Annotated in this window: 15 protein-coding genes, 1 pseudogene and 1 riboswitch; of the genes and pseudogenes, 7 read left to right on the top strand and 9 right to left on the bottom strand. The window is 70.7% G+C overall.

Annotation, left to right across the window (positions count from 1 at the left end):
- Positions 1-65: 65 nt before the first annotated feature.
- The gene (locus tag ACZ601_RS16930; protein ID WP_469538353.1) at positions 66-1,511 is read right to left on the bottom strand and encodes a helix-turn-helix domain-containing protein; all 1,446 of its coding nucleotides are present in this window, start codon (positions 1,509-1,511) and stop codon (positions 66-68) included.
- A gap of 473 nt (positions 1,512-1,984) precedes the next feature.
- On the opposite strand from ACZ601_RS16930, the gene ACZ601_RS16925 reads away from it, so the two are divergent.
- Positions 1,985-4,168 (top strand): discoidin domain-containing protein, encoded by a 2,184-nt coding sequence (locus tag ACZ601_RS16925; RefSeq protein WP_469538350.1) that lies wholly within the window; start codon positions 1,985-1,987, stop codon positions 4,166-4,168.
- Between the two features lie 77 nt (positions 4,169-4,245).
- On the opposite strand, the gene ACZ601_RS16920 is transcribed toward ACZ601_RS16925, so the two are convergent.
- Complete coding sequence (locus ACZ601_RS16920) at positions 4,246-6,849, bottom strand: SpoIIE family protein phosphatase (RefSeq protein ID WP_469538347.1); 2,604 nt, start codon at positions 6,847-6,849, stop codon at positions 4,246-4,248.
- Positions 6,850-7,203: 354 nt separating this feature from the next.
- Here ACZ601_RS16920 and ACZ601_RS16915 point away from each other — a divergent pair, with 354 nt between their 5' ends.
- Both ACZ601_RS16915 and ACZ601_RS16910 read left to right on the top strand, forming a co-directional pair.
- A complete protein-coding gene (locus ACZ601_RS16915) occupies positions 7,204-7,692 on the top strand; it encodes a potassium channel family protein (RefSeq protein ID WP_440579121.1) in 489 nt (162 codons plus the stop codon).
- Between the two features lie 414 nt (positions 7,693-8,106).
- Positions 8,107-9,429 (top strand): geranylgeranyl reductase family protein, encoded by a 1,323-nt coding sequence (locus ACZ601_RS16910; RefSeq protein ID WP_469538343.1) that lies wholly within the window; start codon positions 8,107-8,109, stop codon positions 9,427-9,429.
- 155 nt (positions 9,430-9,584) lie between these two features.
- On the opposite strand, the gene ACZ601_RS16905 is transcribed toward ACZ601_RS16910, so the two are convergent.
- Positions 9,585-12,140 carry a SpoIIE family protein phosphatase gene (locus tag ACZ601_RS16905; protein WP_469538340.1) on the bottom strand — a complete coding sequence of 852 codons (2,556 nt, stop codon included), beginning with the start codon at positions 12,138-12,140 and terminating at the stop codon, positions 9,585-9,587.
- A gap of 190 nt (positions 12,141-12,330) precedes the next feature.
- Here ACZ601_RS16905 and ACZ601_RS16900 point away from each other — a divergent pair, with 190 nt between their 5' ends.
- The gene (locus ACZ601_RS16900) at positions 12,331-12,501 is read left to right on the top strand and encodes a hypothetical protein (RefSeq protein ID WP_199884421.1); all 171 of its coding nucleotides are present in this window, start codon (positions 12,331-12,333) and stop codon (positions 12,499-12,501) included.
- A 111-nt stretch (positions 12,502-12,612) separates the two neighbouring features.
- Here ACZ601_RS16900 and ACZ601_RS16895 read toward each other — a convergent pair whose 3' ends face one another.
- Positions 12,613-12,801 carry an antitoxin gene (locus ACZ601_RS16895; RefSeq protein ID WP_440576451.1) on the bottom strand — a complete coding sequence of 63 codons (189 nt, stop codon included), beginning with the start codon at positions 12,799-12,801 and terminating at the stop codon, positions 12,613-12,615.
- A 192-nt stretch (positions 12,802-12,993) separates the two neighbouring features.
- On the opposite strand from ACZ601_RS16895, the gene ACZ601_RS16890 reads away from it, so the two are divergent.
- Positions 12,994-14,637 carry a GMC oxidoreductase gene (locus ACZ601_RS16890; RefSeq protein WP_469538336.1) on the top strand — a complete coding sequence of 548 codons (1,644 nt, stop codon included), beginning with the start codon at positions 12,994-12,996 and terminating at the stop codon, positions 14,635-14,637.
- Positions 14,638-14,749: 112 nt separating this feature from the next.
- Here ACZ601_RS16890 and ACZ601_RS16885 read toward each other — a convergent pair whose 3' ends face one another.
- From ACZ601_RS16885 to ACZ601_RS16875, 3 genes are all read right to left on the bottom strand, one after another.
- Positions 14,750-15,229, bottom strand: a complete 480-nt coding sequence (locus tag ACZ601_RS16885) for a carboxymuconolactone decarboxylase family protein (RefSeq protein WP_469538333.1) — start codon at positions 15,227-15,229, stop codon at positions 14,750-14,752.
- A complete protein-coding gene (locus ACZ601_RS16880) occupies positions 15,226-16,305 on the bottom strand; it encodes an NAD(P)H-dependent amine dehydrogenase family protein (RefSeq protein WP_469538331.1) in 1,080 nt (359 codons plus the stop codon). The genes ACZ601_RS16885 and ACZ601_RS16880 overlap by 4 nt, the downstream gene beginning before the upstream one ends.
- A gap of 174 nt (positions 16,306-16,479) precedes the next feature.
- Entirely contained in the window at positions 16,480-17,394 is a 915-nt protein-coding gene (locus tag ACZ601_RS16875) for a LysM peptidoglycan-binding domain-containing protein (RefSeq protein ID WP_469538329.1), read from the bottom strand.
- Positions 17,395-17,397: 3 nt separating this feature from the next.
- Positions 17,398-17,586, bottom strand: a riboswitch (cyclic di-AMP (ydaO/yuaA leader).
- Between the two features lie 452 nt (positions 17,587-18,038).
- Between ACZ601_RS16875 and ACZ601_RS16870 the strand changes: the two genes are divergently transcribed.
- The gene (locus tag ACZ601_RS16870; RefSeq protein WP_469538326.1) at positions 18,039-18,854 is read left to right on the top strand and encodes an alpha/beta fold hydrolase; all 816 of its coding nucleotides are present in this window, start codon (positions 18,039-18,041) and stop codon (positions 18,852-18,854) included.
- A gap of 57 nt (positions 18,855-18,911) precedes the next feature.
- Here ACZ601_RS16870 and ACZ601_RS16865 read toward each other — a convergent pair whose 3' ends face one another.
- Together ACZ601_RS16865 and ACZ601_RS16860 are read right to left on the bottom strand one after the other, a co-directional pair.
- Entirely contained in the window at positions 18,912-19,469 is a 558-nt protein-coding gene (locus ACZ601_RS16865) for a nitrobindin family protein (protein WP_440576457.1), read from the bottom strand.
- A gap of 209 nt (positions 19,470-19,678) precedes the next feature.
- A pseudogene (locus ACZ601_RS16860) lies at positions 19,679-20,873 on the bottom strand (epoxide hydrolase family protein).
- 102 nt (positions 20,874-20,975) lie between these two features.
- Here ACZ601_RS16860 and ACZ601_RS16855 point away from each other — a divergent pair.
- On the top strand, positions 20,976-21,551 hold the full coding sequence (locus tag ACZ601_RS16855; protein WP_469538322.1) for a CGNR zinc finger domain-containing protein: 576 nt from the start codon (positions 20,976-20,978) through the stop codon (positions 21,549-21,551).
- Positions 21,552-21,746 lie beyond the last annotated feature (195 nt).

The following is a 21,746-nucleotide window of genomic DNA, read 5'->3' as shown; positions in this document are numbered from 1 at the left end:
CGGGGGCGGGGCGGGTACGACGCGCCCCGCCCCCGGCGTTGCCGCGGACCACCCCGGTGCGGGGCTCAGCGGATCACCGCGGCCAGTCTGCGGACGAAGTCCTCGGTCTCGGGCCGGCCGGCGCCTCGGGCCGCCAGTCTGCCGTGCAGCCCGCGCAGTTCCTGGCCGAGGAGGGTCGACGGGGTCACCTCCGTCGTGTCGAGCACCGGACCGGCCACGGCCTGCGCCGCCGACAGGTCGCCCGCGCAGGCATGGGCGTCCGCCAGCCGGGCCAGGAACAGCATCCGGGCCGAGAGCATCCCGGCCGGCAGCAGTCCGAGCGCGGTGCCGGCCGCCCCGACCGCGCGCAGCGCGAACCGGCGGTCCCCGGTGGCCGCCGCGAGGTCGCGCAGCGCTCCGGCGGCGCCCGACTCCACCCGCAACCGCACCGAGGCCACGGAGAGCCAGGGCGCCTCCGTCTCGTCCCGCTCCCCGACCCGGTCCAGCTGGGACCAGGCCCGGTCGATGTGCCCCAGGGTCTGCGCGGCGTCCCCCCGGACCGCGTGGCCGCGCGCCTGGTACAGATCGCTCATCGCCCCCGCCCAGGCCCGGCCCGCCGCGGCCTGCCGGATGGCCCCGCCGTACGCCAGCGCAGACGGGCCGTCACCCTCCAGCCGGGCCAGGGTGCTCATATCGCTCAGGGCGGCGACCTCGGTCCCCACATGACCGGCCATCGCCGACCAGAGCAACGAGCGGTCCAGCCAGGCCATCGCGGTGCCGTTGCGGCCCCACAGCAGCCGCAGGCAACCGGCCGACTGCGCGTACTCGGCCGCCAGCGGGGCGAGTTGGTGCTGGTAGGGGGCGGCGGGCAGCGCCATCCACCGGAGCATCGCGTGCAGGGTGCGCTCGACGACCGCGGTCGCTCCCGGCCAGCCGCGTTCCTCCTCCGCGCGCAGACAGACGGCCAGCAGGGCGGTCAGCGCGTGCATGGTCTCGTCGTCCAGCGCGGGGTGGGGCGAGGATTCCGGGCCCAGCGCGCAGAAGACGGCGTGCAGTGCGACGACATCGGCCAGCGCGGGCACGGCACAGCCGTCCCGGCCGTGCACCGGGCAGGCGAGTCCGTACGCCGGAAGGCGGGCGGGCAGCGCGGCGCCCGGCGGCAGCATCGCCAGGAGCGCCCCGCCCGCGGGTTCGCCGGGAAGCGGACCCCGGCGCGCCGGGGCGGTGGGCGGTCCGCCGGCCGATTCGCCCGAGGGCCGCCCGGCTTCGAGCGCCTCGGCCGCCTCGCAGGCGGCCAGCAGGTCACCGCCCGCCCTCAGCAGGTCGTCCAGCCTGCGGGCCAGCGGCGGCGGCGTCCGGCGGCTGCCGTGTTCGAGTTTGCTGATGGCGGTGTGGTCGTAGCCGACCCGGGCGCCCACCTGAACCTGGGTCAGTCCGGCCCGCCGGCGCCACTGGCGCAGCCGGACCCCGAAGGATCTCCACGCCTGCGCGCCACCGGGCCCCGACGGCACGGGGCCCATGTCACCGGTCACCGGAATCACCATCGCGCCTGGTCAAGGGCGCCGCGCGTGTCATGCTCACGGCTCATGTCCCGGAGGATAGCGAGCACCCGCGGCCGCTGTCCCCGGGGCGTCGGCAAGATGTCCGGTAACAGGCGCGGTGGCCTCCGGTGCGCAGATCCTCCGGCCCTCGGCGGGTGCCTCGGGGCAGTGTCCGTTGCGGTGGCAACGGCGCGCATCGCCTCCGTCACTCCATGCGTACACACCATCATCCCCTGAATCGACGCCGGGTCAGTTCCATGGCCAGGTGTCTACGAAGGCGTATGGAACCAGGTCAACCGTGAGATATCAGTCGTCAACTCTTGTTCTCAACGACCGCTGAACAAGCGGGTGTTGCACACCTATTGACGCGTAGGGAACGGAGGGAGAAGTATCCCCATCGGTCGGAGAGAGCGCTCTCCGGCTTCGTGTCGTGCACCCGTACCGCGACTCAGGAGACTTAACCCATGTACGCACCCCCCGTGTTCCACAGACCGGTGGCCTCGACCAGAAGAAGACGTACCGGCGTACTGACCGCCGTCGCCGGTCTCGTCGTCTCGCTCCTGGCCTTCGTCCCCTCCGCCCCGGCCAGCGCGGCACCCTCGCTGCTCTCGCAGGGCAAGACGGTGACCGCCTCCAGCCAGGAGAACTACGGCACGCCCGCCGCCTCCGCGGTGGACGGCGACAATGGCACCCGCTGGTCGAGCGCCGCCTCCGACCCCCAGTGGATCAAGGTCGACCTGGGCTCCTCCGCCTCGGTCAGCCAGATCGCGCTGAAGTGGGAAACCGCCTACGCCAAGAGCTACAGGATCGAGTTCTCCACGGACAACAACTCCTGGAGCACCGCCTACTCGACCACCACCGGCCCCGGCGGGAACGAGACGCTGAACGTCTCCGGCACCGCGCGCTACGTCAGGCTGACGGGCACCACGCGAGCCACCCAGTACGGCTACTCGCTCTGGGAGTTCCAGGTCTTCGGCACCACCGGCGGCGGAGGCGGCCCGCAGATTCCCGGCGGCGGCGACCTCGGCCCCAACGTGCTGGTCTTCGACCCCTCGACGCCCAACATCCAGGCCAAGGTCGACGAGATCTTCAAGAAGCAGGAGTCGGCGCAGTTCGGTGACGGCCGCTACGCGCTGATGTTCAAACCGGGCACGTACAACAACCTCAACGCGCAGATCGGGTTCTACACCTCGATCGCCGGTCTCGGCCTCAAGCCGGACGACACCACCTTCAACGGTGATGTGACCGTGGACGCGGGCTGGTTCAACGGCAACGCCACCCAGAACTTCTGGCGCTCTGCGGAGAACCTGGCGCTCAACCCGGTCAGCGGCACCGACCGCTGGGCCGTCTCGCAGGCCGCCCCGTTCCGCCGGATGCACGTCAAGGGCGGACTCAACCTCGCGCCGAACGGCTACGGCTGGGCGAGCGGCGGGTACATCGCCGACAGCAAGATCGACGGCCAGGTCGGCCCGTACTCGCAGCAGCAGTGGTACACCCGCGACAGCTCGATCGGCAGCTGGGGCAACGGCGTCTGGAACATGACGTTCTCCGGCGTAGAGGGCGCCCCCGCCCAGAGCTTCCCCAACCCCCCGTACACCACGCTCGACACCACCACCGTCTCGCGTGAGAAGCCGTTCCTCTACCTGGACGGCAACGACTACAAGGTCTTCGTCCCCGCCAAGCGCACCAACGCACGCGGCGTCTCGTGGAACGGCACGCCGCAGGGCAGCTCCATCCCGCTGAGCCAGTTCTACGTGGTCAAGCCCGGGGCCTCCGCCGCCACCATCAACGCGGCCGTGCAGCAGGGCCTGCACCTGCTGTTCACGCCCGGCGTCTACCACGTGAACCAGACCATCAACATCGACCGCGCCAACACGGTCGTCCTGGGCCTCGGTCTCGCCACGATCATCCCGGACAACGGGGTCACCGCGATCAAGGTCGGTGACGTGGACGGCGTGAAGCTCGCCGGTCTGCTCGTCGACGCCGGTCCGCAGAACTCCCAGGTCCTGGTCCAGGTCGGCCCCGACGGCGCCTCCGCCGACCACTCGGCGAACCCGACCACCGTCCAGGACGTGTTCGTCCGGATCGGCGGCGCGGGGGCCGGCAAGGCCACCACCGCCATGGTGATCAACAACGACGACACCATCGTCGACCACACCTGGCTGTGGCGCGCCGACCACGGAGACGGAGTCGGCTGGGAGACCAACCGGTCCGACTACGGCCTCCAGGTCAACGGTGACAACGTCCTGGCCACCGGACTGTTCGTCGAACACTTCAACAAGTACGACGTGCGCTGGTCCGGCGAGAACGGCAAGACGATCTTCTTCCAGAACGAGAAGTCGTACGACGCCCCCAACCAGGCGGCCGTGCAGAACGGCAACACCAAGGGGTACGCGGCCTACAAGGTCGACGACTCGGTCAACACCCACGAGGGCTGGGGGCTGGGCAGTTACTGCTACTACAACGTGGACCCGACGATCATCCAGGGCCACGGCTTCGAGGCCCCGGTGAAGCCCGGAGTCAAGTTCCACGACCTGCTCGTCGTCTCGCTCGGCGGCCAGGGCCAGTACGAACATGTCATCAACAACACCGGAGCGCCCACCTCCGGGACGTCGACCGTCCCGTCCAACGTGGTGTCCTTCCCGTGACACCGCTCATGAGGTGAACGAGGGGTGCGGGGCCCGGCAGCTGCTGCCGCGCCCCGCACCGCCGTCGGCTCGGGCCCCTATCCGGGGGGCGGCTCCGGCTCACCGAGCGCCTGCTCGGACCAGATCACCTTGCCGCGCGCGGTGTACCTGGTCCCCCAGCGCTCCGCGAACTGGGCGACAAGGAAGAGGCCCCGCCCGCCCTCGTCGGTGGTGGCGGCGTAGCGCAGATGCGGCGAGGTGCTGCTGCAGTCCGCCACCTCGCAGATCAGCGCCCGGTCGTACAGCAGCCGTACGGTGATGGGCTCGGAGCCGTAGCGGATGGCGTTGGTCACCAGCTCGCTGAGGATCAGCTCGGTGACGAACCCCTCCTCGTCGAGCCCCTGGTCGCTGAGCCACCGGGTGGCCTCCTTGCGGACGCCCGAGACGGCCGAGGCGTCCGGGGCCACTTCCCACTGCACGCGCCGGGCCGGGTCCAGGGTGCGGGTGCGGGCCACCAGCAGGGCGACGTCGTCGCCGGGCCGGCTGGGCAGCAGGGCCGCCAGCACGTCGTCGCAGGTCTCCTCCGGGGTCCGGTCACGGTCGGCCAGGGCCCGGCGCAACTCCTCCAGGCCGTCGTCGATGTCCCGGTCCCGGCGCTCGATCAGGCCGTCCGTGTACATGACCAGCCGGCTTCCCTCCGGCACCTCCAGTTCGACCGTCTCGAAGGGCATCCCGCCGATCCCGAGGGGCAGCCCCGCCGGGATCTCGGGGAACTCGACGGTGCCGTCGGGCAGCACGAGAGCGGGTCCCGGATGGCCGGCCCGGGCCACCGAGCAGCGCCCGGTCACCGCGTCGTAGATCGCGTAGAGGCAGGTGGCCCCGGTGACGGCGACGCCGTCATCGGTCTGCTCGTCCTGGTCGATCCGGACGACGAGTTCGTCGAGGTGGCCGAGGAGTTCGTCGGGCGGCAGGTCCAGCGTGGAGAAGTTGTGCACTGTGGTGCGCAGCCGTCCCATGGTGGCCGCGGCGTGCAGACCGTGCCCGACGACGTCGCCCACGACGAGGGCGACCCGTGCGCCGGACAGCGGGATCACGTCAAACCAGTCCCCGCCCACCCCGGCCTGCGCCGGAAGGTAGCGGAAGGCGACGTCCAGGGCGTTCTGCTCGGGCACCCCGCGCGGGAGCAGGCTGCGCTGCAGGGTCACGGCCATCTCGTGCTCGCGGGTGTAGCGCCGGGCGTTGTCGACGCTGACGGCCGCGCGGGCCACCAGTTCCTCCGCGAAGGACAGGTCCTCCGAGTCGAAGGGCTCCTCGTTCTCCGCGCGCCAGAAGTTGGCCATGCCGAGGATGACACCGCGCGCGTGCAGCGGCACGGAGAGCAGCGAGTGGAATCCGTACTCCAGGATTCTCGCGGACTGTTCCGGGTCGGCCTGCCGCCACTGCTCGGACGCGGTCAGGTCGGGCACCATCCAGGTGTGGCCGCTGCTGCTGCCGATGCCTTCGGGGCCGGTGGGTACGAAGCCGATGACGCGGCCGAGCGGGTAGAGGGGGTGGCCGCTCACGGCGCCGGAGACAGCGGTGCGCCGTACGTTGATCGCCTCGCCGGAGGGTGGCTCCGGTTCCTCTCCGCGCAGCACCGCGTCCGCGAGGTCGACCGTCGCGCAGTCGGCGAATCCGGGGGCGGAGACCTCGGCGAGTTCCCGTGCGGTCGTGGTGACGTCGAGGGTGGTGCCGATCCGGGCGCCCGCGCGGTACAGCAGCGTCAGTCGCTCCCGCACGGTCTCGGCCCTGCCGGTGACGGCCCGCAGCTCGGTGGTGTCCCGCAGGGTCGCCACGACGCCCGGGGGCCCGCCGCGTTCGGCCGTGGGACGGAGGTTGATGGCGAGCAGCCGGTTCCCGGCCGGCCGCACCTCGTCCGTGGCGACCTCGCCGGAGGCCAGCAGTTCGGCGGTGCGTGGTTCCAGACCCAGCTCGGTCACGGCGCGTCCCTCGGCGTCGGCGGGCAGTCCGAGGAGTCTTCTGGCCTCGTCGTTGGCGAGCAGCAGCCGGTGTTCGGCGCCGACGATGAGGACGCCCTCGCGGACCGAGTGCAACACCGCGTCGTGGTGCTCGTACATCCGGGTCATCTCGGTCGGGCCGAGGCCGTGTGTCTGGCGGCGCAGTCGGCGGCTCACCAGGGCGGCGGCACCCGTCGTGAGCACCAGTGCGCCCAGCGCGGTACCGATGGCGAACGGGATGCTCGGCTGGGCCACGGCGTTCACGGTCTTGACCGTGATGCCCACGGACACCAGCCCGGCGACCGTGCCGTCCTGCCGCAGGACGGGGGCCAGTGAGACGACGGCGGGGCCGCGGCTCGTGGTGAAGGTCCGGGTGAAGGCGCGACCGTCCAGGGCTTCCTTGTACGGGCCGATGATGTGCTTGCCGATCCGTTCGCGGTCGGGGTGGGTGTAGCGGATGCCATTGGTCCCGGCCACCACGATGGACTCCACGTCGGTCCGCTCCCGGACTCTCTCCGCTTGCGGTTGCAGTACGGCGGTGGGGTCCTTGCTGTCCAGCGCCGCGGCGGTTCCGGGGGCGTTGGCGAAGGACTGCGCCACGCTCATCGAACGGGCCTCGGCCTCGTGCGTACTGTCGCGTCTGCCCTGGAGCACCAGCGCGAAGACCGCGGCCGCCACGAGCAGCAGCACGATCCCCAGCGTCATGAAGAAGACCTGCCCGGCAACGGGGCGGGTGCTGAACAGGGCGCGCACCCTGCGTCCGGCCGAGAGCCCTTTCACGTCCGGGTCGCGGGGCGCACGCCGTTCACCGCCCGCGCGCCCGTCACCGTGCCGATGCGGCCGCCGGGCGGGGTGGTGAAACCACGCCCGGAACCGACCTGTACCACCCACATATTCAGGTTTAACACGATTTGCCAGGTCCGGAATGCGGAGCGGGGCCACCCCGGGGGCCCGGCGTCCGCGGCCCGGACCCGGCAGGGCGTTCCGAACGGGTGATGCGGACTCCCGTCGGTGCGCGCCCGTCGGCCGGCTCCGGCGGCGGCCGGGCATGATCCCGAAATGGTGCCTGTGTTCCTGACCAAGGCGGTCGAGCTGCTGCTCGGCCGGGAAGGCCGTTCGCTCCATCTGAAGGCGGTGGGCTGGGCGACGGTGCTCCTCGCGCTGACCCTGCTCGCCGGCTCCTGGGCGGTGCTCGCGGCGGAACAGCACGCCGGGCACGCCGCCACCATCACCAGCTACCCCCGGGCGCTGTGGTGGTCGGCGGAGACCGCGACGACCGTGGGGTACGGCGACTTCTACCCGGTGACCCTGTGGGGCCGGATCGTCGCTGTCGTGGTGATGGGCGTGGGCATCACCACCTACGGGATGGTCACGGCGGCCCTCGCCACCTGGTTCGTGGGGCACGAACAGAGACGTCGCCACCGGCTCACGGCTGCGGCGGAGCAGAGCGCGCGGCACGTCCGGGAGGAGACCGCCCAGCTGCTGCACGAGCGCTTCGACCGGATCGAGCGGCTGCTCGCCGACGCGGGCCACGGTCCGCAGGAGTAGGCGGGCCGGTCACAGAAAGCGATCACCGGCCCCGCGGGGTGTGAACGGCGCACCGCAGGGCATAGGTCGGGGACCGGTAGGAGGTGGTGGCAGTGGGCCGCATCAGGGTTGTCAGACGTCCCCAGCTTCCGTCGCGGCCGCCGCCGCTCGATCTGCGCACGCCGTCCGGGCGTCCGCTGCCGTACTGACCCGTCAGCGTCCACCTCTCGTCCCCTTCTCACCACTTGATCGTCCGTCTGTCCGCCCCGGGGCCGCACACCGTGCGGCCCCGGGGCGCGTCGCGGCGGCCGCACCGAAAGCCCGCACACCTCGCACGCGTGATCACCCTGCCGCCGAGCGGTGCGAACCGGCAGGATGTCGGTGTACAGGGCCGCCTTGCCGGGCGGCTCCGGCCGCCCCAGGAAAGGGTTCCCCATGCGGGAAGCGCGTGCAGACCAGTCCCCGCCCGACGAACAGCCCCCCGGCGGGCCGGAGGAGGCGCAGGTGATCGTGGTGGGGGCGGGTCCGGCCGGGTCTTCCACCGCCTTCCACCTCGCCCGCGCGGGCGTGGACGTGCTGCTCCTGGAGAAGTCCGGCTTCCCGCGGGAGAAGGTGTGCGGGGACGGCCTCACGCCGCGCGCGGTGCACCAGCTCATCCGGATGGGCGTCGACATCGGCGCACCGGGCTGGACGCGGTCGCGCGGGATGCGCTGGGTGACCGGGGACCGGCAGGTGCGGATCGACTGGCCCGCGCTGGGCGGCTACCCGGATTTCGGCCTCACCCGCAGCCGCCACGACTTCGACGACATCCTGGCCCGCCACGCCGTCGCCGCCGGGGCGCGGCTGCGTACCGGCGTGAAGGTGACGGAGCCGGTGACCGACCGGGCCGGACGGATCACCGGCGTGAGCGCGGTCTCCGGGAAGGCGGACCCGGTGGTGCACCGGGCGCCGGTCGTCATCGCCGCCGACGGCGCCTCCGCCCGGCTGGCTCTCGCGATGGGCCTGCAACGGGACACCAGGCGCCAGATCGCCACGGCGGCCCGCCGCTACTACCGCAGTCCCGAGCGCTCCCGGGAGGAGTACCTGGAGCTCTGGGCCGACCTCCGCTTCCCCAGGAGCGACCGCTTCCTGCCGGGGTACGGCTGGATCTTCCCGATGGGCGACGGGCGCGTCAACGTGGGACTCGGCGCGATCCCGCACCGCCGCCACGGCAAGCCCGATCTGCGGGCGACCATGGACCAGTGGCTGGCCCGTACACCGCCCGAGTGGGGGCTCCGCGAGGAGAACGCCGAGGGGCCCGTGCGTAGCGCGGCGCTGCCGCTGGGCCTCAACCGTCATCCCCTCTACACCCGGGGCCTCCTCCTGGTCGGTGACTCCGGGGGCATGATCAGCCCGTGGAACGGCGAGGGCATCGGCCAGGCCCTGGAGGCCGGGGAGGTTGCCGCCGAGAGCGCCGCACTGGCCCTGGCGATGCCCGCGGGCCCCCGGCGAGAGCGGGCGCTCCACCACTATCCGGCGGAGATGAACCGGCGCTGGGGGCGCTACTACCGGCTGGGCAACACGGCCGCCGATCTCGTCTTCAGCCGGTCTGGGTTCCAGCCCGTCCTGAACCGGTACGTGATGGGCTCGCCGTTCCTGCTCAACACGCTGGCCAGGCTGCTCAGCAATCTGACGGACAACCCCTCGCGCGATGTGATCGACCATGTCCTCAACACCGCGGTACGTCTCGTCCCCGCCCCGAAGACCCGCCGGCGCTGAGCGCTCTGCCGGGCCGGCCCCGGCCCGGAGCGGACACGCCCGAAGCCGCCGGGGCCACGGACGAAAGCGCAGGTGACGGGGGGGCGACGCCACGTCCGGCGGCGGGGCCTGCATGCCGGACACGCGGCCGGTCACCGACCGCGCCTGAGCCGCGCTCACGGGGTCCGGGCCGTCCTGTCCGCGTCGTCGTCCGTGCCGTTCGCGTCGTCCGCCTCCTCCCAGCGGCCGGCGAGCAGCAGGGCGATGTCATCAGGCCGGTCCGGGGCCTGTCTGGCCCGTGCGATCACATGGTCCGCCGTGTCGGTCAGCGGGGCCGGGCCGAAATCGGCGATGGTGCGGCGCAGCCGTTCGATGCCGACGTCGATGTCCGTTCCGGACTGCTCGACCATCCCGTCGGTGTACAGGGCGAGCATCGCGCCTGTGGCCAGGTGCAGTTCGCTGACGGGGTAGGAGGCGTCGGGCGCGACTCCGAGCACGATTCCGCCCGACAGGTCCAGCACCTCGGCCGTGCCGTCCGGGTGGCGCAGCACGGGCTGCGGATGCCCGGCACGCACGGCCTGCGCGATCCCGGTGGCCGGGTCCAGGACGATGTAGCAGCAGCTGGCGAACTGGCCGGGGTCGAGGTCGATGAGGAGCCGGTTGGTGCCGCTCATCACCTCCTGCGGGTCGTGTCCGCTGAGCGCGAAGGCCCGTACGGCGCTGCGCAGTTGTCCCATGGTGGCGGCGGCGGAGACGCCGTGGCCCTGGACGTCCCCGATGACCAGGGCCACCCGCTCGCCCGTCTCGATGACGTCGTACCAGTCGCCACCGACCTCCATGCCCTGGGTGCCCGCGAGGTAGCGGCCGGCGGTGGCGACGTGGTCGACGACGGGCAGCCGGTGCGGCAGCAGCACGTCCTGCAGTCCGCGGGCGAGGGCGGCCTCGGTGTCGTACCGCTGGGCCCGTTGCAGTGCCTGGGCGATGAGACCGGCCAGCGCGGTCAGGATCGTGCGCTCCTCCGGGCTGAAGCCGCGCGGCTGGTCGAAGCCGAGGATGCAGGAGCCGACGTGCTGTCCGGAGGCGATCAGCGGCAGGAACGCGCGGGCGCCGACATCCGCGTCCATCGGGATGCCGGGGTAGGCGGCACCCAGGTGCTGCATGGACTCGAAGAAGATCGGGCGGCCGGAGGTCAGCGTTTCCACCCCGGGGATGCGGGCGTCCAGGCCGACGCCGTCGAATCCGTCGAGGAAGCCCTGGGGGAATCCGGTCTCCCACTCCAGGTAGAGGCGGCCCTCCTTGAGCAGGTAGATCGCGAGCTGCCTGCCGCCGAACGCGGGCAGCAGTTCCTCGGTCACCACGGCGGACACCTGCCGGGCGGTGACGGCCTCGGTCAGCGCGATGGCCAGCGCGACCGGCCGGTAGAGCGCGGCGGAGCGGTCGGCCGGGGAGCCGAGGCCCAGCCCCGGCGAGGACACGGAGCCCGGCGCGTAGGAGGGTTCCTCCGTGGGGGTGAGTACGGCCGTCAGCCCTTCGTGGCCGGGGTACAGGGAGATCGCGAGCCAGGGGGGCGGGTTGCGCCGGGCGAGGAAGTGGACCGGGTCGTCGGAGATCATGGCGGACCGGTAGTGGTCCTCGTACGCGGGGTTGCCGAACCACGGAAGGACTTCCCAGAGCACCCGCCCGACCAGCTCGGACCTGGCGTGGCCGAGGATCTGCTCGGCCAGGTCGTTGAGGTAGGTGATCCGGCCGAAGCGGTCCAGCGAGAAGATTCCCCTCGGCAGCCGGTCGGCCGCCTCGGGGACGACCGGGCCGATGCCGAGGTCCACCAGGAATCCGGTCAGATGGCTCGCCGCACCGGCCCCGCCCCCGCCCTCCCGGCGGCCCGAGACCTCCAGCAGATGGGAGCGGCCGTCGGGGCCGCGCAGCCGCATCCTGCGTACGACGGGGCCGCCCGTCCCCGCCGCCTGGCGGGCCAGGGTCCACAGTCCGTAGACGTCCTCCGGAGCCAGTCGCGCGGCCAGCGCGTCGATGGTGCCCGGGAACTCGGCGGGCTCAGTGCCGAGGATCGCGCACAGTTCGGCGTCGGCTCCTACGGCGCCGCTGGCCAGGTCCCAGTCGAAGCGGCCGATCCGTACGGGCGGCGAGCTGCCCGCGGGCAACTGGACGGGGAGCGGTTCCCCGTCCCAGCGTGGTTCCGTACCGGCGGACGCCAGCTCCGTCAGTGCGCTGCCCAGCTCTTCGGCGACCGTGCCGAGCCTGCGTCGTTCCGCGGGTCCCACCGGCTTTCCGGGGGTCGCCGGACGCAGGATCGTCAGGACCCCGACCGGTTCGCCGCCGCAGTTGACCGGCACGTACAGGGAGCCGAACGGGAACGGCAGGCCCGCCATCAGCTGCGGGTATCGGCGCATGGCCTCCTCGGGGTCGGCCAGGTGCACGGCCTGGCCCTTGCGGAAGGCGTCGGCCACCGGGAACGGGCGGTTCACATGCATCCGCCACCAGGGGCGGAAGAGTGGTCCGGGCGCTCCCGCCAGCACCGCCAGTCGCAGCAGTCCCGGTGTGCGGGAGCGGAGAAAGGCACCGCCCGCCTGTCCGCCCGCGGCCTCGACCCCGCTCACGACGGCCTGGGCGAGCGCCAGGGACAGTTCGTCCGGCGCCCGGCCGTCCCTCAGTCTCCCGGGCACACCGGCGCCCTCGCTGAGCGGAGCACCCCGGGCCGCGCCGTACCAGGTCACCCACCCAGCATGCTCCCCGGCAGCCGTGCTCCGCACTTCAGAAGGAGACGTCGGACGGAGGCGTCGGACAGGGGCGTCAGACAGGGCGCCGCAGGACAGAGAAGGACCCCATACACGTAAATACACCCTTTACACTTGTATGCGTGTGAAAGGCGGCCCATCGTCCGACATCCGCACAGGAGGCACGATCATGGGCAAGAAGCAGAGCCGGCACAACCGTGGCGCCCGCAGCGGCGGCCATGAGCACTCCGCGACCGCGGAGCCCAAGGAACAGACGAGCACCGCGCCCGCACCCGAAGGGGTGAAGGCGATCTCGGAGCAGGTCTCACACAGGCGCGAGCGGAAGTTCGGCCACAACTGACCTCCACCGCGCAACGAAGTCGCCCACGAACGAACGGAGCGGCGGTCGCCTTCGATGGCGACCGCCGCTCCGTCGCGACCGTGCGGGGGTTCTCGGGACCTCCGGGGCGCCCTACCGGTCGTCGGCGGGCGGCCGCTTGTCGCCGAGCTGGTCATTGAGCTTCTGCTGGGCGGAGTCGACCTGGCCGCTGTACTTGCCACCCGTCTTCTTGTCGGCGATGTCGCCACCCTTCTCGACTCCCTGGCGGGCCTGGTCCGGGTGCCCCTTCATCAGGTCCTTGATCTTGTCGAGCATGCTCATGACTGTCCTCCTCATGGAACGCTGACCCTCCCAGCATCCACGCGGCGCCCGGGTGCCGCACCCGGAGGCGATGAGGCGGCGGCAGTCGGCGGGCGGCCGAGCCCCAGAGAAATTACTCGCAGGTATGTAGTGACTTCTTATGCGAGCGCCAGTAGAACTCGTTCCCATTCGATCGAGAGTGAGGAACGTCACATGACGGACTCAAGCTTACCCGACAAGGGATCGAGCGGTGTCTCGCGTCGCAGATTCATCGCTAGAACAAGTTTCATAGTGGGGGCTGCGGCCCTCTCCGGGCACGCCACCGTCGCCCAGGCGGCGAGCCGCGCCCGAGCCACGGTGATCGGCAGCGGGGAGCACGTTCCGGTCCTGGTGATCGGCACCGGGTACGGCGGCTCCGTGGCGGCCCTGCGGCTCGCCCGCGCGGGCATCAAGGTGCACATGGTCGAGATGGGCATGTCCTGGGACACCCCCGGCTCCGACGGCAAGATCTTCGCCAACACGACGAGCCCCGACGGCCGCTCGTACTGGCTGCGCACCAAGACCAAGCAGCCCCTCAGCAACTTCCTGGGCTTCCCCATCGACCGGTCGATCCCCCGCTACACCGGAATCCTGGACGCGGAGGACTTCAGCGGCATCACGGTCTACCAGGGGCGCGGCGTCGGCGGCGGCTCGCTGGTCAACGGCGGCATGGCCGTCACCCCGAAGCGGGAGAACTTCGGCGCCGTCCTCCCCACGGTCAACGCCGACGAGATGTACTCCACCTACTACCCGCGCGCCAACTCCGGCCTCGGCGTCGGCACCGTGGACCCGGCCTGGTTCGACAGCGTCGACTGCTACAAGTACGCCCGGGTCGGCCGCAAGCAGGCGCAGCGCTCAGGCTTCCCGTTCGTCTTCGTGCCGGACGTGTACGACTGGGACTACATGGAGCAGGAGGCGGCCGGCACCGTACCCAAGTCGGCACTGGCGGGTGAGATCCTCTACGGCAACAACTACGGCAAGAAGTCGCTGCAGAAGACCTACCTCGCCCAGGTCATGGCGACCGGGAACGTCACCATCTCGCCCCTGCACAAGGTGACTTCGGTCGCCCCGGCGTCGGCCGGCGGCTACACCGTCGTCATCGACCAGCTGCGTACCGACGGGAGCACGGAGGCCACCAAGACGGTGACCGCGGACAAGGTGTTCTTCGCGGCCGGCAGCGTCGGCACGAGCAAGCTGCTGACCGAGCTGAAGGCGACCGGCAAGCTGCCCGCCCTCAACGACGAGATCGGCAAGGGCTGGGGCGACAACGGCAACGTCATGTGCGGCCGCGCCAACCACCTGTGGGACCCGACCGGCGCGGTCCAGGCGAGCATCCCCTGCGGCGGCATCGACAACTGGGCCGCCGGCGGCGCGTTCGCCGAGGTCGCGCCGCTGCCGACCGGGATCGAGACGTTCGCCTCGTTCTACCTGTCGATCACGAAGAACCCGAACCGCGCCCAGTTCTCCTGGAATCCCGCGACGGGCAAGGTCGACCTGAACTGGCAGACCGCCTGGAAGCAGCCGTCCATCGACATGGCCAAGACGATCTTCGACAAGATCAACGCGAAGGAGGGGACGATCTACCGGACGGACCTCTTCGGTGTGTACAAGATCTGGGGCGACCACCTCACCTACCACCCCCTCGGAGGTGCGGTGCTGGACCGTGCCACCGACAACTACGGTCGCCTGCACGGGTATTCGGGCCTCTACGTGATCGACGGCGCGCTGATCCCCGGCAACACCAGCGTCAATCCGTTCGTCACGATCACGGCACTCGCCGAACGGAACATCGAGAAGATCATCGCGACCGATCTGTGACACCGGCCCGAGGTGGCAGGCCGGCCGGGAGGAGATGACGGGACGGGTCTCCTCCCGGGTACGCCCCGGGCCAGGGGCGCGACGCACGGGCCCGGGGCATCCGGCTCACGGTTCAGTGGCCGGGCAGCACGCACACGGCGTCGAGACCCAGTACGTGGTTGAGCCGGCCGAACGCCAGCCAGGAGCCGATGCTCATGCTCAGCTCGACGATCTCGCGCTGGCTGTAGTGCGCGGTCATCCGGGCCCAGAACTCCTCGTCCAGACCGTGATGGTCCAGGGTGTACCGCTCGGCGTACTCGGCGGCCAGCCGGGTCCGGTCGTCGAACGCTCCGGCGGTGCGCCACTCGTTCACCGCGTCTGCGAACTCCTCCTCGACCTTCTCGCCGTCCCGTTCGGTGCGCCAGTCCAGGCAGAACAGGCACCCGTTGATCTGGGCGATCCGCAGCCGGGCGGCCTCGAACTCCCGCAGGCCGAGCGTCGTGTGCTGGTACACCGACAGGGAGAAGTTCGCGGCGGCCATCCCGATGCCGGGGACCATGTCGCCCCACACGTATCCGATCGGCTCCTGGCCCTCGGGGATGTCGATGATCATGGCTGTTTCCTTCCGAGTCTGCCGGCTGCGGGGCGCAGGGGGACGTCGAGTGCGTCGTAGAGTCCGGGTTCCGCGTCCACCAGCCAGTCGATGGCGTTCACCAGCCGGCCGACCGCGGTGGCGTTGCCGCCCGCCGAGCGGTTCTCGTCCTCGTCGGTGGCCTCGACGGTGACCTCGATCCGCGGGCGGCCCTCGATGATCACGCGGTGGGCGCCGGCGCCGTCGGGCGGCGACGGCCAGTCCGGGGCGCAGGAGGGGTGGATGCGGGTGATGTGCTCGATGACGATGCGGGGCTCACCCTCGACGATGCCCTGCACCTCGAACCGCACCGCGCCCTGGGTGCCCGCCGCGAACTCGCCCATGGTCCGGGTGGTGACCGTCGTCTCCAGTGGCCGCCGGGCCATCGTCTCGCGGATGTCGTCGAGCTCCACGCCCAGGGCCCTGGCCATCAGCCGCAGCTGGCCGCCCCACACCATCGTCGGGACGGAGGCCGCGAGCATCAGCGGCTCGTACTCCATGGCGTGGCCCATGCCGATCAGGTCCCGGACCGCGTCGGGCTGGTCGTAGGTGGAGTAGTCGAAGATCTCCTGGCAGCGGATCGCGTCGACCGTGCTGCCGAGTCCGCTGATCATCAGGGGCAGCACGTCGTTGCCCCAGCCCGGGTCGACGCCGGAGACGAACAGTGAGCCGCCGCCGTCCGCGACAGCGGCCAGGACCGGGTCACGCAGCTCGGGTGGGGCGCTCCGCTGGTCGTAGAGGGCGTACAGGGCGGGGGTGACGACCACCGCCCCGGTCCGGACCGCCCTGGTGATGTCGGCGAGCGCCTCGTCGGGGCGGATGTCCCCGGAGGCCGCGTACACCACCGCGCCGGGAGCGGTGGCCAGCACCGCGTCGATGTCGTCGGTCGCCGCGACGCCCAGATCGCGGCCGGTCCCGGCGAGGTCGCCCGCGTCGCGGCCCACCTTGCCCGGATCGTGAACAAGCACGTGCGCCAGATTCAGGGCCGGATGGGCCTCGACGGCGCGGATGGCCGCGCGGCCGACATTGCCGGTTCCCCAGACCACCGTGGAAATCATGCGGCGGAGGGTAGCGCGCGGGATGAAAGGTTCATAGTGCCATCGCGCACCCGGTTGCGAGGCGGCCCGAGCGGGTCCGCAGGGGCCGCACGGCACGCGAAAGGGGTGGGAAGGAGCCGCATGGCTCCTTCCCACCCCTGCGCCCGGTTCCTCCCGAAGGCGGAGCCGGGTATGTCAGTAGGCGCCGAAGACGTTGTCGATGGAGCCGTAGGTGGCCGCGGCGTAGTTGCACGCGGCGGTGATGTTGGCGACCGGGTCGAGGATGTCCGTCGACGTACCGGCCACGTGGTAGGCGTCGAAGGTGGGCTGGATCACCTGGAGGAGACCCTTGGAGGGCGTGCCGGCGACGGCGTTCGAGTCCCAGTTGTTCACGATCTGCGGGTTACCGGAGGACTCGCGGATCACGTTGCGGTAGATGCCGTCGTAGCTGCCCGGGATGCCGTTCTGGGCCATCACGGCGAGCGACTCCTTGATCCAGCCGTCGAGGTCGTCGGTGTACGCCGTCGCGGCCTGCGCGGGAGCGGTGGCCGAGGTCTCGGTGGCGGTGGTCTCGGTGGTCTTCTCCGCGACCGGCGCGGCCGTCCGCTCGGAGCGGTCGGCGCGGTCGGACCCCTCGGACCGGTCGGACGACTGCGCGGCGTCGGACGCGGGCTTTTCCTCGGTGGCGGGCTTTTCCTTCGACTCGGCGGAGGGAGCCGCCTTCGGCGCTACGGCGGCGGACTTGGCGCCGATGGTCAGCTTGAGGCCCGGGTGAATCAGGTCGGGGTTTTCACCGACCGCACTCCGGTTGTCCTGGTAGAGCCGCTCCCAGCCACCACTGAGGGAATGCCCACGGGCGATCTTGGAAAGCGAATCGCCGGAGACCACGGAATAGACGGTGGACTCCGCCTGGTGGGCCGCAATTCCCTTGGCAGCAAAGGGGGTCGAGGACGCCGACTTTTCTGCGACGGCGGGGTGCGCCGGTGCGGCAGAAGCCGATCCGGCCCCGATCAGGGGGAGCGCGAGAACGACTCCGCCCGTGCTCACGGCGATGAAGCCGCGGGTCAGGGTGGTGGACTTGAAACGACGGTACTTACCCGTGATGGGCATGGCGTATTTCCTCTCCGCCGCCTGCGAGGTGAGCTGTCGGGTTCGGACTGGAGATGTCCGGCCGCACGTGATGTCGACTTAACCCCTAGCCGCTCCGGGTTCCGGACCGGCAGTAAACCTGGGTCCCCCGCTCCTGCCGTAGGTGAGTGGGTCGGGTTCCCGGACGGCGGCAGGATTCGGCGTTCCATCCGGATTGACGGTGACCGTAAGCGAAAAACGCCGGACGAAACAAGCCCGGAATTCTTGATCCCAATTGATTCGCAAGATCAATTAAAGGAAATGCCCAGCATCAGACCTCTCGGGGGAAGTCAACTTTCTTGGCACAACAGGGAACCGAGGCCGGACGCACCGCGTCCCGGGCCGGGAAGGTGATGCTGACCACTGAGCCCGAAAAGGGCGATTTGCTCAATATTCATAACTTTTGGGCTATGAAAAAAAGCGCTTCAGTGGATTATTAGTGGCGTATGCGACTAACCACCCAATCGGGACATTTCATCAAGCCCTCCCACTGGGCGGCCACGACGCCCGCGACCCGACACGCGCCGCCAATGCATCTTCATCAATGCATCTAAATAGATGCACTACGGTGTGAGGTATCGGCCGGCGCTCATGGCGCCGCCCACCACTGAGACCGGGAGATCCTGATGTTCCTCGACACCGATGGCGCCACGCTCCACTACGAAACCCGCGGCTCCGGTCCCCTGCTGCTCGTCTCCCAGAGCGGTGAGGGCGACGCCGACCGCAGCACCGACCTGGTCGACCGGCTCGTGGACCGCTGGACCGTGGTCACCTACGACCGCCGGGGCCTCTCCCGCAGCACGATCGACGATCCCGGACAGCGCGTCACCATGGCGCGGCACGCCGACGACGTGCACCGGCTGCTGGCCGAACTGACCGATGAGCCCGCCCTGATGCTCGGGTGCAGCATGGGCGCCGCCATCGGGCTGCACCTGGCGCTCGCCCACCCCGAGCAGCTCGGGGTGCTCGTGGCACACGACCCGGTCACGCCGTCCCTGCTGCCCACCGGACAGCGCGAGCGGCACGCCGCCGAGCTGGCGCACCTTCAGGATGTCCACCGTGACGGCGGTCTGGAAGCGGCCTTCCCCGAGATCGCCCGGGTCCTCGGCATCGACCCGGCGTGCCAGGAGACCGAACCGGGGCTCACCCCGATGCCGCTCACCCCGTACCGTGCGGCCAACTTCGGCTTCTTCATCGAGCGCGACTTCACCGCGGTCATCGAAGCCGAGCTCGACCGGGAAGCGCTGCGGGCGACTCCCGTACGCATCGTGCCCGCGAGCGGCAGCACCACGGCGCCATCCGTCTTCGTCGGCCAGTGCGCACAACGCCTCGCCGGACTGGTCGGCCGGGAGGCCGTCCCGTTCCCCGGCGGGCACAACGGCAACACCACGCACCCGCGGGCGTTCGCGGCCCGGCTGCAGGACGTGCTGTCCGGGGTATGAGCGGGGGCGCCGTCGGACGGACGGGACGACGGCCGGCGACCCGTCACGGCGAGCGGATCAGTGCGGCCTGCTGCCGCCCTCGCGCCGGAGCCGCGCCGCGAGGTGGTGCTGGAGCGGCTGGCCGACCGCCGCGAGGTCGTGGACAAATTCGAGCGTGCCGTCATCCGTCAGGGTGTAGCGACGGCGGGTGGCGCTGACCTCCTTGGCCGTGGGGGCGAGCGCGACCTGATGGGTGGCGAGGTCGGCCACGCCGTCGGCCGCACGGCCCGTCAGGATCTCCGCGACACCGGTGGGCTGAGTGATCAGCGCCTCCACCCGCCCGTCCGCCTGCATCCGCCACCAGCCGCTCTCCCGTGCGGACGGCCGCAACGGGGCGCCGTCCGCGTCGAGCAGCCAGGCGCGCGCCTCGTAATGGAGGAAGGGCCGCCCGTCATGACTGAAGGTCACCTGCTGCGCGTACCGGAACTCCTCGGCGAGCGTCGGGTACTCACCACTGCCCCGCCCGGCCCAGGTGCCCAGGAACCCGCTCAGCGGTGCGAGCAGAGCGTGCGGGGCAGGCGCTGCGTCCGGCTGGAACGCGTCGGGGTACGGGTGCTGCTGGGCGGGGTCGAACATCGTGCGCGCTCCTGGATCGGGGACGGTGACGGGGACGGTTGGCAGCCTAAGGGCTCTCCCTTTTGGTCCATACGGGGCTCGCGGTTCACGCCTCTCACGGAAGTCCGGCAAGCTGCCGGGCGAACACCCTCAGCCGCATCAGGCGGTGATCGAGCCCCGGCACCTGAGGGCTGTCCCGCAATTCCTGGCGGGACAGCCCTTAGCCGCGTTCACCGGTGTGCCGCCAGCACTGCCGCGAGGCCCTCTCGCAGATCCTGGACGAAATACCCGGGAACCTCCAGCGACGGGAAATGTCCCCCGCTTTCCGGCTCCGCCCATCGGACGATCTTCCGGTACCGCTCCTGCGCCCAGGGGCGCGGGCTCCTGCGCCCAGGGGCGCGGGCATTTCTCTACGTCGCGGGGATACATGGTGAGTGCTGACGGGACGTCGACCCGAAGTCCGGGGTCGAGCGAGTTGTGGCTTTCGTAGTAGATACGGGCCGCAGAGGCGCCGGTCCGCGTCAGCCAGTACAGGGTGACGTCGTCAAGAACGCGGTCGATGGAAATCTTCTCGAACGGGCTGTCCTCGGTATCCGACCATTCCGCGAACTTGTCGAGGATCCAGGCAAGAAGCCCGACCGGTGAATCGACGAGCGAATAGCCGATGGTCTGCGGACGGGTCGCCTGCTGCTTCGCGTATGCCGCGCGGTGTCGCCAGAAGTCGGCGGTGTCCTCGGTCCATTCGCGCTCGGTCGCCGTCAGTCCGTCCGTGGTCATTCCGGGCGGCGCCTCGGCGAACGTGGTGTGGATGCCGAGAACGTGCGCCGGGAACCTGCCGCCGAGGACCGTGGTGATATTGCCTCCCCAGTCGCCGCCGTGGGCCACGAACCTGCTGTAGCCGAGCCTTCCCATCAGTTCCACCCACGCGGCCGCGATCTTCTCGGTTCCCCAACCAGTGGTGGCCGGCCTGTCGCTGTAACCGAAGCCCGGCAGGGACGGCACCACGACGTGGAACGCCGGCGCGGCCGCGTCCTTTGGATCCGCCAGCTCGTCCACCGCGTCGACGAACCGGGCGATGCTGTCCGGCCAGCCGTGCGTCAGGAGCAGAGGGGTGGCGTCCGCCCGCGTGGACCGGCGGTGCAGGAAGTGGATTCCCAGATCATCGATCGTCGTGCGGAACTGACCGATCCGGTTGAGGCGCTCCTCGAACGGCCGCCAGTTGTACCCGGTGCGCCAGTAGTTCACGACACCGACGAGGTCGGCGAGCGGGACGCCCTGCTCCCATCGGTGCGGGCCGGGCGCGGTCCCACGGACCGTCTCGGCCTCGGGCAGGCGCGCCGAGGCCAGTCTGGCGCGCAGATCGTCGAGTTCGGCTTCTGTCGCGTGGGCTTCAAACGCTTGAACGTCACTGGTTTGACGCGGCATGAGACCTCCAGGCCATCACGGAACCGGCTGCACACCATCGCGAACCGTCTAAGACGGTTCTACATGCCGCCACACCGGAACGCAACCGGCTAAGGTGGTTCCATGCAAGCTGAGTTCCCTGACTTCCGCCTCGGCAGCGTGCTGGCGACCAGCTTCACCGGGACCCTGTCGGAGCGTCACGGCACCCCTGTGGAGCGCATTCCCGCGCCGCGCCGGCTCGTCGACTGGCTGGCGGTGAACGGCCTGGCCGTGAAGTCCTGCGGCACCGCCCAGCTCGACCTCGCCCGGGAGCTGAGGGAGTCGATTCACGCCGCGGCGACGGCGGCCGCGACCGGCGACGCTCTCCCCGCGTCCGCCGTCCAGGTCATCAACGACCGGAGCACTCAGGGCCGGGCCGCTGCCGTCCTGACACCCGGGGGCAAGCGGCGATGGCAGCTCGGCCCGGGTTCGCGGGTGGAAGACGCCCTCGGCGTGATCGCCGCCGACGCGATCAGCGTCATCTCGGGCGAACGGGACGGAAGGCTTGCACTGTGCGCATCGCCCACCTGCCGGGCTGCCTTCTTCGACACCAGCCAGAGCCGCACCCGCAAATGGTGCGATATGAACACGTGCGGTAACCGTCAGAAGAAAGCACGCTTCAACGCCGGCCGGCGCAAGAGCCCCGGTTCGGCGGAGTGACCGTCACCTCGGCACGGCCTACGCGGACATCGCGGGTCGCACCGTCGATGAGCGCCGTCGACCAGCACAGTCCATGAGCACAGTCGAAAAATCCCCGGTCCGCGATTGCGGGCCGGGGATTTTCCCAGGTATATTGAGTGTTTCTGTGCGCCCACAGAAAAGGCCCCTCACGGGGGGCCACTAAGCAAAACGATA

It is taken from the genome of Streptomyces sp. NPDC104307, from assembly GCF_055584045.1.
Note: the sequence above shows the minus strand (reverse complement) of the source record. Positions and strands in the feature narration are given on the sequence as shown.

Excerpts from the sequence above, each read along its gene's own strand:
- ACZ601_RS16855 (WP_469538322.1), top strand. The coding sequence starts at position 20,976 with ATGCAAGCTGAGTTCCCTGACTTCCGCCTCGGCAGCGTGCTGGCGACC.
- ACZ601_RS16895 (WP_440576451.1), bottom strand. The coding sequence starts at position 12,801 with ATGAGCATGCTCGACAAGATCAAGGACCTGATGAAGGGGCACCCGGAC.
- ACZ601_RS16910 (WP_469538343.1), top strand. The coding sequence starts at position 8,107 with ATGCGGGAAGCGCGTGCAGACCAGTCCCCGCCCGACGAACAGCCCCCC.
- ACZ601_RS16865 (WP_440576457.1), bottom strand. The coding sequence starts at position 19,469 with ATGTTCGACCCCGCCCAGCAGCACCCGTACCCCGACGCGTTCCAGCCG.
- ACZ601_RS16885 (WP_469538333.1), bottom strand. The coding sequence starts at position 15,229 with ATGATCATCGACATCCCCGAGGGCCAGGAGCCGATCGGATACGTGTGG.
- ACZ601_RS16925 (WP_469538350.1), top strand. The coding sequence starts at position 1,985 with ATGTACGCACCCCCCGTGTTCCACAGACCGGTGGCCTCGACCAGAAGA.
- ACZ601_RS16890 (WP_469538336.1), top strand. The coding sequence starts at position 12,994 with ATGACGGACTCAAGCTTACCCGACAAGGGATCGAGCGGTGTCTCGCGT.
- ACZ601_RS16870 (WP_469538326.1), top strand. The coding sequence starts at position 18,039 with ATGTTCCTCGACACCGATGGCGCCACGCTCCACTACGAAACCCGCGGC.
- ACZ601_RS16920 (WP_469538347.1), bottom strand. The coding sequence starts at position 6,849 with ATGACGCTGGGGATCGTGCTGCTGCTCGTGGCGGCCGCGGTCTTCGCG.
- ACZ601_RS16875 (WP_469538329.1), bottom strand. The coding sequence starts at position 17,394 with ATGCCCATCACGGGTAAGTACCGTCGTTTCAAGTCCACCACCCTGACC.
- ACZ601_RS16900 (WP_199884421.1), top strand. The coding sequence starts at position 12,331 with ATGGGCAAGAAGCAGAGCCGGCACAACCGTGGCGCCCGCAGCGGCGGC.
- ACZ601_RS16880 (WP_469538331.1), bottom strand. The coding sequence starts at position 16,305 with ATGATTTCCACGGTGGTCTGGGGAACCGGCAATGTCGGCCGCGCGGCC.
- ACZ601_RS16915 (WP_440579121.1), top strand. The coding sequence starts at position 7,204 with ATGGTGCCTGTGTTCCTGACCAAGGCGGTCGAGCTGCTGCTCGGCCGG.